The following is a 13,262-nucleotide window of genomic DNA, read 5'->3' on the forward strand; positions in this document are numbered from 1 at the left end:
ACCGCCTACTATCGGTAAGACAATTTGACATCAACAACACCCCCGTTCCTCTGGCGCGGGGGTGTTGCTTTTGTGCTGTTTTTCCGAATTTATGGGCGCGTAACCTGCGCCCTTTGATTTGACTGGAGAGTGGAATGACCAAACCAACCATTACTATTAATGAGCTGGATGCGGAGCGCCTGGATGCACTATTGGCACAACCGGCCTTTGCCAACACCGATGTCGCCACCGCGCTGAACATCGAGCTGGATCGCGCCGAAATTCTGCCGCCATCCCAGATCCCAGCCAACGTGGTGACCATGAACAGCCGCGTGCGTTTCCGCGATCTGCATACTGCAGAAGAACACGTGCGGACGCTGGTTTACCCGGCTTCGCTGAAGGACAGCCACGAACAGCTTTCGGTAATGGCACCTTTGGGCGCAGCCCTGTTGGGGATGCACATAGGTAACCAGATTACCTGGCAGTTGCCGAACGGTGAGGAAGCTCATATCGAAGTGCTGGAACTGTTGTACCAGCCGGAAGCGGCAGGTGAATACCACCGCTAAGCGGTTATCAGGGCGGTATCCTGCCGCCCTTTCTGTGCCCTGCCTTGTCCGAAAACCTTAACGGAACTTCTTGTGGTTGGCGTCGCGGGTTTGCTTGAAGCCCTGCGCAACCTGTTTGGCTTCGGCCAGCTTGCCCTGATTAGCCAGCGCCAGCGACTGATCGATCTGGCCGATCAGCGTATCCAGCCCGTGGTGGAAATCTTTTATCTCTGGGCTATCGTTGGCCTTGTCTTCCATTTTTGGCGGCTTGCTTTGCTTGGCATCCACTGCCGCAGCACGCATATTCTGCAAGCTTTGTTTGAGGGTATCGGTGGAGTCGGTGCTCAGCACCTTTTTGTAATTGCCTGCGATGGTATCCATATCGTCGGCCAGATCGGCCGCGACCGCCAGTGAACTGGCACCCAGCAGCGTCAATGCCATAAGCGCTTTCAATTTGTTCGACATGCTTGCTCACCTTCCAGTTATTGTTTTATTTGACCCAGCCTAAACATAGGCAAAGGAGCGGAAAATCAAAACCAGAGATTTGTAAGCAAGGTTAAAACGGGGAAGTGATGCGGCTGGCAATCGGAGCGGCCAGCCGTAAGCCAGGTTTACTGACCGGCAATTTTCATGTCCGGCAACAACACGGAACCACACTGGATGTTGCTGCGGGTTTCGATGTCGCTGCCCACGCTGACAATGTTGCGCAGCATATCCTTGAGGTTGCCGGCGATGGTGATCTCGCTGACCGGATACTGGATCTCGCCGTTTTCCACCCAAAAACCGGCGGCGCCACGCGAGTAGTCACCGGTGATACCGCTAACGCCCTGGCCCATCAGTTCGGTCACCACCAGGCCCCTGCCCAGTTGCTTCAGCATGCCGGCAAAGTCATTACCCTGCCCGGCAATGCGCCAGTTGTGAATACCGCCTGCGTGCCCGGTGCTGTGCATACCGAGCTTGCGGGCCGCATAGCTGGTCAGCAGCCAGGTTTGCAGTACGCCATCTTTAACGATGTCGCGCCGTTGGGTGCGTACGCCTTCGCTGTCGAACGGCGTGGAAGCCAGACCTTTCAGTAGGTGCGGGTGTTCTTCAATGGTCAGCCATTCCGGCAGGATCTGCTTGCCCAAAGAATCCAGCAGGAAAGTGGATTTACGGTAAACGCTGCTGCCACTGATGGCGCCAACCAAATGCCCGAACAGGCCGGTCGCCACCTCGGAAGCAAACAGCACCGGGGCGGTCATGGTAGACAGCTTGCGCGGCGCCAGGCGCGACAGCGTGCGACGGGCACATTCCTGCCCCACCCATTCAGGGCTTTCCAGATCGCCCATCGCACGACCGATGGTATAGGCGTAGTCGCGCTCCATATCACCATCCTGCTCAGCAATCACGCAGCTCGACAGCGAGTGCCGGCTGGAACAGTAGCTTTGCAGCATGCCATGACTGTTGCCGAACACCTTGATGCCGTAGTGGCTGTTAAAACTGCCGCCTTCAGTATTGGTGATGCGCTTGTCAGCCGCCAGCGAAGCCTGCTCTGCGCGAGCAGCCAATTCGATACCGCGTTCGGCGTCCAGTTCTGCCGGATGGAACAGATCCAAGTCCGGTGCTTCAAACGCCAACAGGTCCTTTTCCGCCGGGCCGGCGTTCGGATCTACCGAGGTGTAACGCGCAATATCCAGCGCCGCCTGCACGGTGCGGGCAATGGCATCCGGGCTGAGATCGGTGGAAGAAGCGCTGCCTTTGCGTTGCTGGTGATAGACGGTAATGCCCAACGCGCCATCGCTGTTGAACTCAACGTTCTCCACTTCGCCAAAGCGAGTGCTGACGCTGATACCGGTAGATTTGGTCACGGCAACTTCTGCCGCATCAGAACTGGCGCGCGCCAGTTCCAAAGCCTGTGAAACGGCCTGTTCCAGCGCCTTGCGCTGCTGTGCAACTTGAGTGACTACTTTCATCAATCTGCCATACTTAATCAGAAAATCGTTGAGAAAAGTGCCGTGGCGGCGTGGTTGCGCGCGGAGTCACGCGCAAAAAACATGAGATTTATGCTTTTGAGTCTAACAGGAACCGCGTGGAATTTCGCATAAAGCCGGCAACCTGTTAGGATTAGCCTCTTTTTAACGGAGCCTACCATGAATAAACAGCCTGAAGACTGGCTCGACGATGTCCCGGAGAACATTGACGAGGAAGATGACGAGATTATCTGGGTCAGTAAAAGTGAAATTAAACGTGATGCCGAAGCGCTGAAAGACCTGGGCGTTGAACTGGTCGAGCTGGGCAAGAACGCGCTGGAACGCATCCCGCTGGATGAAGATTTGCGCGCTGCGATTGATCTGGCACAGAAAATCAAAAAAGAAGGTCGCCGCCGTCAGCTGCAGCTGATTGGCAAGATGTTGCGCGCCCGCGACGTAGAGCCGATTCAGACCGCGCTCGACAAACTGAAGAACCGCCATAACCAACAGGTTTCGCTGTTCCACAAGCTGGAAGCATTACGTGACCGCCTGGTCGAAGAAGGTGATGACGCGATCCCGCCGATTTTGGCGTTGTATCCGGAAGCCGATCGCCAGCAGCTGCGCTCACTGGTGCGTAACGCACAGAAAGAGAAAGCCGCTAACAAGCCGCCGAAAGCCTACCGTCAAATCTTCCAGTACCTGCGCGATCTGGCCGAGACTGCAGAATGATCGCCGCCGTCACCACGGGATGAACCCAGTTCATCCCCGGTGATGTGCAGGTTCACCGCTACTTTCACGGATATTGAAACGCAGGCTGCCTTCCAGCTCTTCCTCCGCCTCTTCAAACAACAGGATTATCGCGCCAAAGCGACGTTTGCTGCGGGCATTGAGATGGGTAAATTCTATCTCCACCGGCAAACCGATGTCCGCCGTCACCACATCCCAAAGTGCATCCAGATTGGCACCAAACGGCTCATCCAGCGCAAACTTTTGCGCGAAGTCGCGGTAAAAAGCCGGCAAATCGTTAATCTGATTAAAATCGAACTCTACTTTTACCATCAAGCTCACTCCACCCGAATGAAGTTTTTATAATGGTCACGCGTGACAAAAATCAGGCCGTCGCTGGAATACAGCAAACGATCGGCGCCGCGCCGGCCGCATTGATAATTGATATCCGCCTCACGCCATACCCGACTGCGGGCCGTGGGCAGTTGCCCTTCACGGTTTGAGAAACGATCGCCGCCAATCGCTTTGCCCGGCAACACCGAACACAGATTACCGTTACGTGCATCCCACCCCTGTTCACGCGCCTGCTTCTTGGTGATGTAATAGTCCGGCAGCCGCTGGTGCTGCTGCAGATAGCTCACCACCCTTTGCTGCTGCGTCAGTTGGTCAATACTCTGACCTTCGGCCACCGCCGGTACGTTGGCAATCACCCGATCGCTACTGCGCAGTGCATTAAAACCGGCTATCACAACGGCGATAACAATCGCCACGAGGATCCGCTTGTTCATTGCTGTCCCTGATTTATGGCCGACAGGGGTGCATCAGCACCCATGCTGGTTGGATTTATAGATGAAAAGGATGAAGCAGAGATGACTGGCTTGTAACGTTTTCACTTCAGGGAAAGCGCGCCGAACAACCTGCATCACCCGTTCAAGCTAATTATGCCATTTTGCAGCCGGTCAGGCACTCAGTGCAACTCTGAAACGGGGCTATCTCAGGCAAGTATAGCCCCGGCAAGAATATTTGAGGTATTAGTCAATCAGGGCGTGGCGGTAGCGATACAGCATGTCGGCCAGACGTTTTACCGGCCCGGTGACGCTGAGCGGAGCCTGATAATCCACCAGTTTCTGCTGATAATCGTTCATTTCGCTCAACAACCGATCGTAATAATAAGCACGTTTTACGTCGTTTTTCGCCGAGACCATGTGGTCGGCGGTATTGCGGATCTGCTTATGGAAAGCCGAAAGCTCCTCGCTAACTGGGATCTCAGCTCGCTGCATACGCTGGTGAGCAATAATCAGGTTCAGCGCCAATCGGTACTTGGCAATATCGTTCGGGAACATCATCAGCAACTGATTCAACTGCTGATACAGCGCAGGCAGGTGGTTTTGCTGACGGCGTGAGGCCTTGGTGGTCAGCGCAGATACCGCACTGCCGACAAACTGGTTCAGCAGCGTGCGACCAGTGCGTTCACGCGAGTTATCGCGAATCAGCAGCAGCACCATCAGGCCCACACAGCTGCCGAGGAACTGGCCGAGTGCACCATCGAGGAACTGCGTGACGTTGAACTCCATCGGGTTGCTCAATACCAGAATATTGATGGTCCCCGCCAGCAGGCCGAGCGAACCCAACCGCCGTTTTTGTACTTCGATACCGATGAAAAACGCCAGCAGGCCCAGGCTGAGGCACAGCAGTAAAATACTTTGCTGCGTCGCCGGCAGGATCACCATAAAGTACAGTGAGCCGACCGGGATCGCCGCCAGCATGCCCAGTATAAAGTCCATCGCCACCATGCGCGGTGCCGGGGTGCGCATCGCCAAGGAGGTGATCACCGCAATGATCACCATAAAGCCGCTGCCGGAGGTCCAGCCGGTCCACAGCCACAGCAGGCTGCCAAAAGCCGTCGCCACAAAGGTACGCAGGCCGTTAATCATCGCGTGGTGGCCTTCCGCCGAGGTCGGTTTAACCACCACCTCACTGCTCAACACCCCTTCTTCTACCGAACTGATGCTGCTGTTGGTATGTACACCTTTGGCCAGCAGCAGGTAGCGAGTGGCCGCCCCTACCCAACTGGTGATGGTTACTAATGTCTCGTCGGTACGGTTGGTCGTCAGCACCTGCCGCAACAACTTCATGCGTTTATGGATTTCCTGCGGCGTTTGGGCCGGTACCATCAGCAACTCACGAACATTTTCTTTCAGCGCATCCGGGTGATTCAACAGGATTAAATAGGTCTCGCAGGCCTGGGTAATCAAGGTTAGCGAAAGCGTATGCAGCGCCAGAATACGGCGATTCGCCTTTTGCCAGCGTGATGACTCCATCATCAGGTTACTGCGCATGCCGTTCAGCGCAGTGGTACTCTTCACCAAATTGCTCCAGGCGCGGTCGATATCTTCTTTCTCAGCATTGCTGATGCACATCTGCATCAACAGGTACTGATCCACCAGCAGTTTATCCACCACCCGATCGATATCCTGTTTGATTGAGCGCGGCGAGAACAGCAAGTCCGCCAGCACGGCGCTGACGATCCCCAGCACGATCTCGCTGCAGCGCTCAATAGCGAACTGCGGCGCTTCCAGCAGATGCGCTTCACTGCTGGCAACGGTGACAATAATGATCAGCGCGGTATAACCCGCCAGGCCCCAGGCATAGGAGTTTTCAACTTTAACCAGGGAGGAGATCCAGGTACAAAAGCCGGCCCAGATGCAGCACAGCAACAACATCACCACCGGTGCACGCGCCGTAGTAACGATAATCGCTATGCCGACAAAGCAGCCGATAAATGTGCCGATAATACGCAGCCAACCGCGATGGCGAATAGCACCGGAAAAAGGCTCGCCGCCCGCGGCAAAGGCCGTGCCGGCGGCCACGATGGCGGCGGTCATCGCCGACCAGCGTGGGGTTTCCAGATTGAGATGGAAGCCGACGAACAACGCAAACACCACCGCAAAACTAAGTTTGAAGGCAAATCTCAGCCGGATAAAAGTTGGGTTATTCATTAACCGAACTCACGCAGCCGATGCATCAAGCGAACAAAAGGCGAGCCGCTGTCGGTAGCACGGTCATTCTTACCGGTGATCACCACGGTGGCGGTGGTGCCCGCCGGGTACGGGTGCAATTGGTCTTTGTCATCCAGCAGGATTTTCACCGGCACGCGCTGCGCCAGACGCACCCACTCCAGGTTACTGTCGATCGACGCCAGCCCTTTGCTGTTCACGGTGCTGCTGCTGTTGTTGACGGCGGCAGCCAAGCTATCGACGGTGCCATGCATAATACGGTTGCTACCCAGCGGGGTGATTTCCGCACGGTCGCCTTTGTTCAGGCCATTGAGCTTGGTTTCTTCCAGATAGGCCAGAATGTAGAAGCTGTTTTTCTTCACCAGCGCCACGGCGACTGAACCCCGGGTGATGTATTCACCGGCATGCACGTTCAGGTTGGTGATCCACCCGTCGGCCGGTGCGCGCACCGTGGTCCGTTCCAGATCCAATTTAGCCAGTTCACGGGTCGCTACGGCCTTCGCCAACTGATGTTCTACGGTTTGCAAAACGTTATTCGCCTGGTCGATCTCTTCCTGCGACATCGCCTGCACACCGAGGCGCACACGGCGGCCGGCTTCACGTCTTTTTTCTGCCGCCAGCGTCTGGTAGTAGGCGACATCGGCATTGGCTTGCGCCAGTGCCTGTTGGTAGCGCGGCTGGTCGATAACCAACAGCACCTGCCCTTTCTTCACCAGTTGGTTATCCACCAGAGGAACATCGGTCAACAGACCAGTGACGTCCGGAGCAATTGCCACCACGTCAGCGGTAAACTTGGCGTCACGCGTCCAGGGGGATTCGGTGTAAAACACCCAGGCCTTGAATATGGCAACGATCCCCAGCAGGACCAGAATCAGAGTGATCGCGATCCGGGCTATTTTTATTGAAAAATTTTTCACAGCGACCTCAAACGAAAAGACAGGTAATCAGATAGAACAAACAGCAGTACAGCGCGGTATTAAACAGCGCTGGATGCCAGACAAAATCGTAAATCCCGGTGGGTTGCAGCAGGCGGCGCAGCAAAAAAAACAGCGCCAGCGAGAGCAGCAACTCAAAAAATATTGGGGGAAAAGACAGTCCGAAAATGACCATAACCGGAAGCAAACTCATTAATTTTTCCTTATCACTCACTGCGCCGGGCGTTAAGAACTCTATCCATTCACATTCTCTTTACATTTTAGCGGACACGCACCACAAATTCTGGCCCAGACAGGTCAGGAACCTGAAATAAGAGTAAACTCTGGAGCGTACATCCGCGATAGGGACTGCGAGGATATCGGAGGGATCGGCCACCATGGCGCTGCCGATCGCACTCGCGCGTTAGTAAGGTCTTTTCACCCGACCTGTTTATATTAGCGTGCTTACTATCAAGTCATCAACAATCTGTGATCTAAATCACTTTTAAGCCAGAGTGAATAATGGAAAGACTAAAACGGATGTCGGTATTCGCCAAAGTGGTTGAATGCGGGTCATTTACTGCGGCAGCGCGCCAGTTGGATATGAGCGTTTCATCTATCAGCCAGACCGTCTCCAAACTGGAGAATGAGCTGCAGGTCAAGCTGCTCAACCGCAGTACGCGCAGCATTGGCCTGACGGAGGCCGGAAAAATCTATTATCAGGGCTGTCGCCGCATGCTGCTGGAAGCCAGCGAAGTGCATGAGCAGCTGTACGCGTTTAACAATACGCCGACCGGCACGCTGCGTATTGGTAGCTCGTCCACCATGGCGCAAAACGTGCTGGCAACCATGACTGCCGATATGCTGAAAGAGTACCCCGGCCTGACGGTGAACCTGGTAACCGGCATCCCGGCACCGGATCTGATCGCCGACGGGTTGGATGTGGTGATCCGCACCGGTGCGCTGCAGGATTCCAGCCTGTTCTCCAAACGCCTGGGTTCAATGCCGATGGTGGTGTGCGCCGCCAAAAGCTATCTCAGCCAACACGGCACGCCACTAAAACCCAGCGATATGGTCAATTTTTCCTGGCTGGAATACAGCGTGCGACCAGATAGCGAGTTCGAGCTGATCGCGCCAGAAGGCATCAGCACGCGCATCTCACCGCAGGGGCGTTTCGTCACCAACGATTCACAAACCATGATCCGCTGGCTGAAAGCCGGAGCGGGTATCGCCTATGCCCCGCTAATGTGGGTGATCGATGAGATCAAACGCGGAGAGATCGAGATCCTGTTCAAAAACTATCATTCGGATCCTCGCCCGGTGTACGCGGTGTACACCGAGAAAGATAAGCTGCCGCTCAAGGTGCAGGTGTGCATCAATTATCTGACCGAGTACTTTAAGCGCGTGGGGGAAGTCTATCAGGGCTATCGCTGAGCAGCACACGACCCGCCAAGGCGCCAAGCACCAGTAATGCCAGCATGCCCAGTCCCCAGATTAACCAGACGGCATACTTCACCCAGGTGAGCAGCAGTGGGAAAGACCCGACCAGCCAGTTCCCCAGTTGCTGCAACTGCGGCAGCCAAGTGTCCAATAGCGCCTGTGGCACCAGGCTGAGCACCCCGGTAAGCTGCGGTGCCAACTGCGCCGAACCATTCTGCGCCAGCCCCATTAGTGCGGGCAACCAGCCCAATACGCCAGAAACCCCCCAGGCCAGCAGCGTCCATAACGCCATTGCCGCCAACAGCACGGCCACACTCCATCCACGTTTTGTCATGGTTGCCCTCCAGTAGTATTAACTGCCTTGCCGCATTGCTGGCAAAAACGGCTACCTGGCGGCAAGGGAGCGGAACATCCGCTGCATTGTGCCACCGCCGTCTCAAAAGGCTGACCACAACGATGGCAATAACGGGCACCTGGCTTGTTAGGTGCCTGACATTGCAGGCATTGCGGCCCCTGATCGCCGTGCTGATTATAACGGTTGCCATGGTGGCCACTGCGATGCCCTGAGCGTTGATGTCCGCCGCCAATACCGCCTTGCCCCAAGAGCTTTTTCAACAGGCTCATCGCCTTCTCCTCTTTGCTTTACGCCGGGTGACAGAATAAACCCTGGAGTAAACTCCAGGGTAAAGCACAGCGAGAGATATTTACGTTTAATTACACCGCCATACCAGCAACGCTTTGATGTGGTTAACAAAAAGCATTATCGGTCATTACCCCGCCGGCTAGCGTTGCGCTATGCTGCGGTGACCTCTCCCTGCATCAGGAACAAATAACAATGAAAAAAATCATACTGGACTGCGATCCGGGACATGACGATGCGATCGCCATGCTGCTGGCCTGGGGTAACCCACAGATCGATCTGTTGGCCGTGACCACCGTGGTGGGCAACCAAACGCTGGATAAGGTCACTCGCAATGCGCTGGCCGTCGCGCGCATCGCCAATATTACCGGTGTGCCCTTTGCTGCCGGCTGCCCACGCCCGCTGGTACGCCAGATAGAAGTCGCACCCGATATCCATGGCGAATCCGGCCTAGATGGCCCGGTGTTACCGGAGCCAACGCTGACGCTGGAACCCTGCCACGCGGTAGATCTGATCATCGATACCATCATGGCTCACCCGCCGGGCAGCGTGACGCTGGTACCGACCGGCGGCCTCACCAACATTGCCATGGCAGTACGCAAAGAACCACGCATTGCTGACCGGGTGAAGGAAGTGGTGCTGATGGGCGGCGGTTACCACGTGGGCAACTGGAGCGCGGTGGCCGAATTTAATATCAAGATCGATCCGGAAGCAGCACACATCGTATTCAATGAAAAGTGGCCGCTGACCATGGTCGGGCTAGATCTGACCCATCAGGCACTCGCCACGCCAGAAGTCTGTGCCCGCATTGCCGATATCCAAACCGGACCGGCCAGATTTGTCGGCGAACTGCTTGATTTCTTTGGCAAGATGTATCAACAGGCGCAGGGCTTTAGCGCCCCGCCAGTACACGATCCTTGCGCGGTGGCCTATGTGATTGACCCCGAAGTGATGACTGTACGTAAAGTCCCGGTAGATATCGAACTGACCGGCACCCTGACGCTGGGTATGACGGTGGCCGACTTCCGCGCCGCGCCGCCGCCGGACTGCCACACCCAGGTGGCGGTAAAACTGGATCAGGATAAGTTTTGGGATTTGGTGGTGAATGCACTGGAGAGGATTGGGGAAGTGAGGGTTTAAGCTGCGGCGTATAAGGCAGGTAATAGTAAGGCGGCAGGCCGGGTAGCTTTTGGATTGCCGCCCGGCCTGGGTTTATCGCGGAGAAGGAAACTAGCGCTTTAATAATGCGGTTAATTGCCCATCCAACTGGCTAAGGCAGTCATCCATATATTCCGCGGTGACCTGCTTCACCATCGCATAATCACTGGCTTGCCACTGTGCCAGTGATGCCAAACGCGGGGTTGGGGTGCATTTGAATTGGTCGAAGGCTGAGAACATGCTTCCCCCCTCAGGTCGCTTATAAAAGGTAACGGCGTAGCGCAGTTCGAATGGAGTATCACTTTTCGCCAGCTCCTGATACACCAGCAGCCATCTGGCGGGGGTGATATTCAAATTATTCTTGTAGCTGTAGCCGGCACCGTTCTTTTGCAACCAGTCGGCGATAACAACCTTGGCCTTAGGCACCAAATAGCTTTTGGTCGGCTCTGGCAACGTATCTACGCTGCTGCCTTTCAACGTATCCTTGCTGAAGGTACTGGCAGAAAGGCCACCAGCAAGCACTGAGGTTAAAACCGACAACCCCACACCGACGCCAGTATTGGCCTGAGTGACAATACGCAACTTAGTATCGGCATATTGATGATTATTATTTTCAGGCAGAGCAAAGAAAGTCTTCACACCAACACTACTGCCATTAGCGGCGGTGACTTTTTCTACATTATTTGTGGATGAACAGGCGGTTAATAACAGCATGCTGCTCGCCATGGAAACACACAGAACTTTTTTCATTACTGCTCCTTGTTAGTAATATTCCAACATCATGTTGGGTTTTATTTATCTTTATGATTTAAAATCATTTATGGCCTCCAAATCTGAAGCCAATGATTTTAAATTACTCTCTTGATCCCTTCCCAATATCGGTGCCAGGATAAATCAGAGATCCGGGCTTTTTTGCAGGCTTCGGACAAATTCCTCCGGAGTCTGGTTATTTAACGAGGAATGTGGCCGGTACTGGTTATATTCCTGCCGCCAGTGCTCGATCTTCTCCTGAGCATCTTCCAGTGACAGGAACCAGTGCACGTTCAAACATTCATCACGCAGGCTGCCGTTAAATGACTCAACCAGGGCGTTATCTGTGGGCTTCCCAGGGCGTGAGAAGTCCATCGTTACCCGGTTTTCATACGCCCAACGATCAATTCGCTGCCGTTGTCCGTCTGTAGCCGCTGTGGTACACGCTGCTGTGTCTGCCTGCTCCGTTCCATCACGGCGACCACATCGTCACCGCGAAGTCCCGGGCCTACCTCGACCGCCACGCATTCACGACTAAAATTATCGACTACAGTCAGCGCACAGATCCGGCGTCCGTTGAACAGATTATCAGCAACGAAATCCATGCTCCAGCACTGATCTATCTACAGCGGTCACGGCCGGGCGGATACGCCTCTGCCTAGCCGTCACGTGCCGCCGCGGGCGTTTTGACCGCAGGTTCAACCCTTCCAGACAGTAAATCCGATGGGTTTTCTTGTGGTTAACCAGGCAGCCCTCGCGCCGCAGCAGGATATGGATCCGCTGCACACCATAACGAATGCGGGTTTCTGCAATCTCCCGTATCCGCTGCGTGAGGGCCCGGTCATCGCGGCAATCGCGTCCACTGCAGAGGCTCAGTTCGTCCCTTGCATTCACCCGAGAGTTAACGTAATCGGTACTTTTGCCGTCTGTCGCGCCTTTCGATTGATCACCACTGGCCGAGACGCCAATCCCCGTTTCCTGCCCCAGTGAAATATGCACCCCGGCATTCCAGCCGCTGCTGTTGTTTTTGCTGGTCTGTTCTCGGTTGTTGCCAGCCACCTCCAGCAATAAATCGTTTTGCGCCGCCAGCGTCACCTTGTTGCCGGTGATACCGTTACCGCTGACGTGCAGATCACCGCTGGTGCCTTTCGACCCGGTCGCGACCAAAGTAGCATCGCCGCCTGCCGTCAGGTTGCTCCCACGTACCTGATTTTGTGCCTGCTCAGACTCGGAGGTGCTCTTGCTCGCTCCAACACTCAGCTGCACCTTCACACTGTTGGAAAGCTCACCTTTCGCCAGCCCCTGCTCCTGATCGGCACTGGCCTGTGAGTTAACCCACCCTGCACGGGCAGCCTGTACCGCATACAGCGCTTTTAGCCTGCCATCGCCGGTATCGTCCGCACGCTTTAGCGAGTCATTCATCGCCAACAGCGTATCGGTGATAGGGCTGGAGACCGACAGCGTCAATCCGCTTTGCTTCTGCTCGTAACGCTCTTTACGCCGCAGCAGATCATTGCCCGGATCGACACTGAGCTCACCCGCCACCACGTTAAGGTTCTTATCCGCGATCACGTCCGCGCCACCGATATGCGCCTTGCCGCCGCCGCTGAACACGCCGCTGGTTTTTGTCTCGTTCAGCCAGTAGTGCGATTGCGCTTCGGTGGCGGCGGCATAGGCAAATCGGCTTTACCACCGACCAGCGGATCGAGGTGATCACCGAGCCGGGGCAGTTAATCATCCGCATCGCACCGGCCACGGAGGGCGCCGCATGAACATCACCTTTACCCCTGAACCGATCCCGGAGCTGATCATCGCTGGTGCTTCACTGGCAGCACTGGGATTTAGTGCAGGGACGCCGCTACAACTGACGCTCCAGCATCACCGGCTCTGGATCACCACCGTCACCGACGAAGCCTCCTGGGAAGCGCTGTGCGAGGCCAGCCAAGACCGGCAAGATTTAGGGGCGGACTGGGTGAGAGATAACGGCGAGCTGATTATCGGCGGTGACTGGCTTACCGCGTCCGGGATTACCGACGCGGAACAGCTGGAGATCACCGCCGTGCCCGGTGTGATCCGGTTGCAGCGGCGGGAGCGGCGGGAAGTGGAGGTTTTTAGGGCATAGATGTAAAAATCCCGGCCAGTTG

Annotated in this window: 16 protein-coding genes and 2 pseudogenes; 6 read left to right on the forward strand and 12 right to left on the reverse strand. The window is 55.6% G+C overall.

Annotation, left to right across the window (positions count from 1 at the left end):
- Window positions 1-134: 134 nt before the first annotated feature.
- On the forward strand, window positions 135-545 hold the full coding sequence (gene rnk, locus ACUTQ5_RS16200) for a nucleoside diphosphate kinase regulator (RefSeq protein ID WP_261092743.1): 411 nt from the start codon (window positions 135-137) through the stop codon (window positions 543-545).
- Between the two features lie 57 nt (window positions 546-602).
- On the opposite strand, the gene cybC is transcribed toward rnk, so the two are convergent.
- Together cybC and pmbA are read right to left on the reverse strand one after the other, a co-directional pair.
- Window positions 603-989, reverse strand: coding sequence for a cytochrome b562 (cybC, locus tag ACUTQ5_RS16205; RefSeq protein ID WP_445652089.1), 387 nt, complete (start codon window positions 987-989; stop codon window positions 603-605).
- Window positions 990-1,135: 146 nt separating this feature from the next.
- Window positions 1,136-2,476, reverse strand: coding sequence for a metalloprotease PmbA (pmbA, locus tag ACUTQ5_RS16210; protein WP_445652090.1), 1,341 nt, complete (start codon window positions 2,474-2,476; stop codon window positions 1,136-1,138).
- A gap of 177 nt (window positions 2,477-2,653) precedes the next feature.
- On the opposite strand from pmbA, the gene yjgA reads away from it, so the two are divergent.
- Complete coding sequence (yjgA, locus tag ACUTQ5_RS16215; protein WP_012147082.1) at window positions 2,654-3,202, forward strand: ribosome biogenesis factor YjgA; 549 nt, start codon at window positions 2,654-2,656, stop codon at window positions 3,200-3,202.
- A gap of 30 nt (window positions 3,203-3,232) precedes the next feature.
- On the opposite strand, the gene ACUTQ5_RS16220 is transcribed toward yjgA, so the two are convergent.
- The 5 genes from ACUTQ5_RS16220 to aaeX all read right to left on the reverse strand — a co-directional run bounded on the left by ACUTQ5_RS16220 (window position 3,233) and on the right by aaeX (window position 7,344).
- Window positions 3,233-3,532 (reverse strand): barstar family protein, encoded by a 300-nt coding sequence (locus tag ACUTQ5_RS16220; protein WP_445652091.1) that lies wholly within the window; start codon window positions 3,530-3,532, stop codon window positions 3,233-3,235.
- Between the two features lie 5 nt (window positions 3,533-3,537).
- Window positions 3,538-3,987, reverse strand: coding sequence for a ribonuclease (locus ACUTQ5_RS16225; protein ID WP_445652092.1), 450 nt, complete (start codon window positions 3,985-3,987; stop codon window positions 3,538-3,540).
- 243 nt (window positions 3,988-4,230) lie between these two features.
- Entirely contained in the window at window positions 4,231-6,198 is a 1,968-nt protein-coding gene (gene aaeB, locus ACUTQ5_RS16230) for a p-hydroxybenzoic acid efflux pump subunit AaeB (protein ID WP_445652093.1), read from the reverse strand.
- Complete coding sequence (aaeA, locus tag ACUTQ5_RS16235) at window positions 6,198-7,133, reverse strand: p-hydroxybenzoic acid efflux pump subunit AaeA (RefSeq protein WP_445652094.1); 936 nt, start codon at window positions 7,131-7,133, stop codon at window positions 6,198-6,200. Before aaeA ends, aaeB begins: the two co-directional genes overlap by 1 nt.
- A gap of 7 nt (window positions 7,134-7,140) precedes the next feature.
- On the reverse strand, window positions 7,141-7,344 hold the full coding sequence (gene aaeX, locus ACUTQ5_RS16240; protein ID WP_012147087.1) for a p-hydroxybenzoic acid efflux pump operon protein AaeX: 204 nt from the start codon (window positions 7,342-7,344) through the stop codon (window positions 7,141-7,143).
- A 308-nt stretch (window positions 7,345-7,652) separates the two neighbouring features.
- Between aaeX and aaeR the strand changes: the two genes are divergently transcribed.
- Window positions 7,653-8,564 (forward strand): HTH-type transcriptional activator AaeR, encoded by a 912-nt coding sequence (gene aaeR / locus ACUTQ5_RS16245; RefSeq protein WP_445652095.1) that lies wholly within the window; start codon window positions 7,653-7,655, stop codon window positions 8,562-8,564.
- On the opposite strand, the gene ACUTQ5_RS16250 is transcribed toward aaeR, so the two are convergent.
- The gene (locus ACUTQ5_RS16250) at window positions 8,527-8,904 is read right to left on the reverse strand and encodes a hypothetical protein (protein ID WP_445652096.1); all 378 of its coding nucleotides are present in this window, start codon (window positions 8,902-8,904) and stop codon (window positions 8,527-8,529) included. The two genes, aaeR and ACUTQ5_RS16250, sit on opposite strands and share 38 nt — an antisense overlap.
- Window positions 8,901-9,194 (reverse strand): zinc ribbon domain-containing protein, encoded by a 294-nt coding sequence (locus ACUTQ5_RS16255; RefSeq protein ID WP_445652097.1) that lies wholly within the window; start codon window positions 9,192-9,194, stop codon window positions 8,901-8,903. The genes ACUTQ5_RS16250 and ACUTQ5_RS16255 overlap by 4 nt, the downstream gene beginning before the upstream one ends.
- A 211-nt stretch (window positions 9,195-9,405) precedes the next feature.
- On the opposite strand from ACUTQ5_RS16255, the gene uriH reads away from it, so the two are divergent.
- On the forward strand, window positions 9,406-10,350 hold the full coding sequence (gene uriH, locus ACUTQ5_RS16260; RefSeq protein WP_445652098.1) for a uridine-preferring nucleoside hydrolase UriH: 945 nt from the start codon (window positions 9,406-9,408) through the stop codon (window positions 10,348-10,350).
- Between the two features lie 90 nt (window positions 10,351-10,440).
- Here the strand turns inward: uriH and ACUTQ5_RS16265 are convergent, their stop codons facing one another.
- The 3 genes and pseudogenes from ACUTQ5_RS16265 to ACUTQ5_RS16275 all read right to left on the reverse strand — a co-directional run.
- The gene (locus ACUTQ5_RS16265; protein ID WP_445652099.1) at window positions 10,441-11,118 is read right to left on the reverse strand and encodes a hypothetical protein; all 678 of its coding nucleotides are present in this window, start codon (window positions 11,116-11,118) and stop codon (window positions 10,441-10,443) included.
- A gap of 144 nt (window positions 11,119-11,262) precedes the next feature.
- A pseudogene (locus ACUTQ5_RS16270) lies at window positions 11,263-11,976 on the reverse strand (IS3 family transposase); the annotation flags it as partial.
- A 3-nt stretch (window positions 11,977-11,979) separates the two neighbouring features.
- Window positions 11,980-12,540, reverse strand: a pseudogene (locus tag ACUTQ5_RS16275) (hemagglutinin repeat-containing protein); the annotation flags it as partial.
- A 203-nt stretch (window positions 12,541-12,743) separates the two neighbouring features.
- Between ACUTQ5_RS16275 and ACUTQ5_RS16280 the strand changes: the two are divergent.
- Together ACUTQ5_RS16280 and ACUTQ5_RS16285 are read left to right on the forward strand one after the other, a co-directional pair.
- Window positions 12,744-12,890 carry a SymE family type I addiction module toxin gene (locus ACUTQ5_RS16280; RefSeq protein WP_445652100.1) on the forward strand — a complete coding sequence of 49 codons (147 nt, stop codon included), beginning with the start codon at window positions 12,744-12,746 and terminating at the stop codon, window positions 12,888-12,890.
- Complete coding sequence (locus tag ACUTQ5_RS16285; RefSeq protein WP_445652101.1) at window positions 12,887-13,240, forward strand: hypothetical protein; 354 nt, start codon at window positions 12,887-12,889, stop codon at window positions 13,238-13,240. The genes ACUTQ5_RS16280 and ACUTQ5_RS16285 overlap by 4 nt, the downstream gene beginning before the upstream one ends.
- The last annotated feature ends 22 nt before the right edge of the window (window positions 13,241-13,262 follow it).

It is taken from the genome of Serratia sp. NA_112.1 (genome assembly GCF_052691715.1).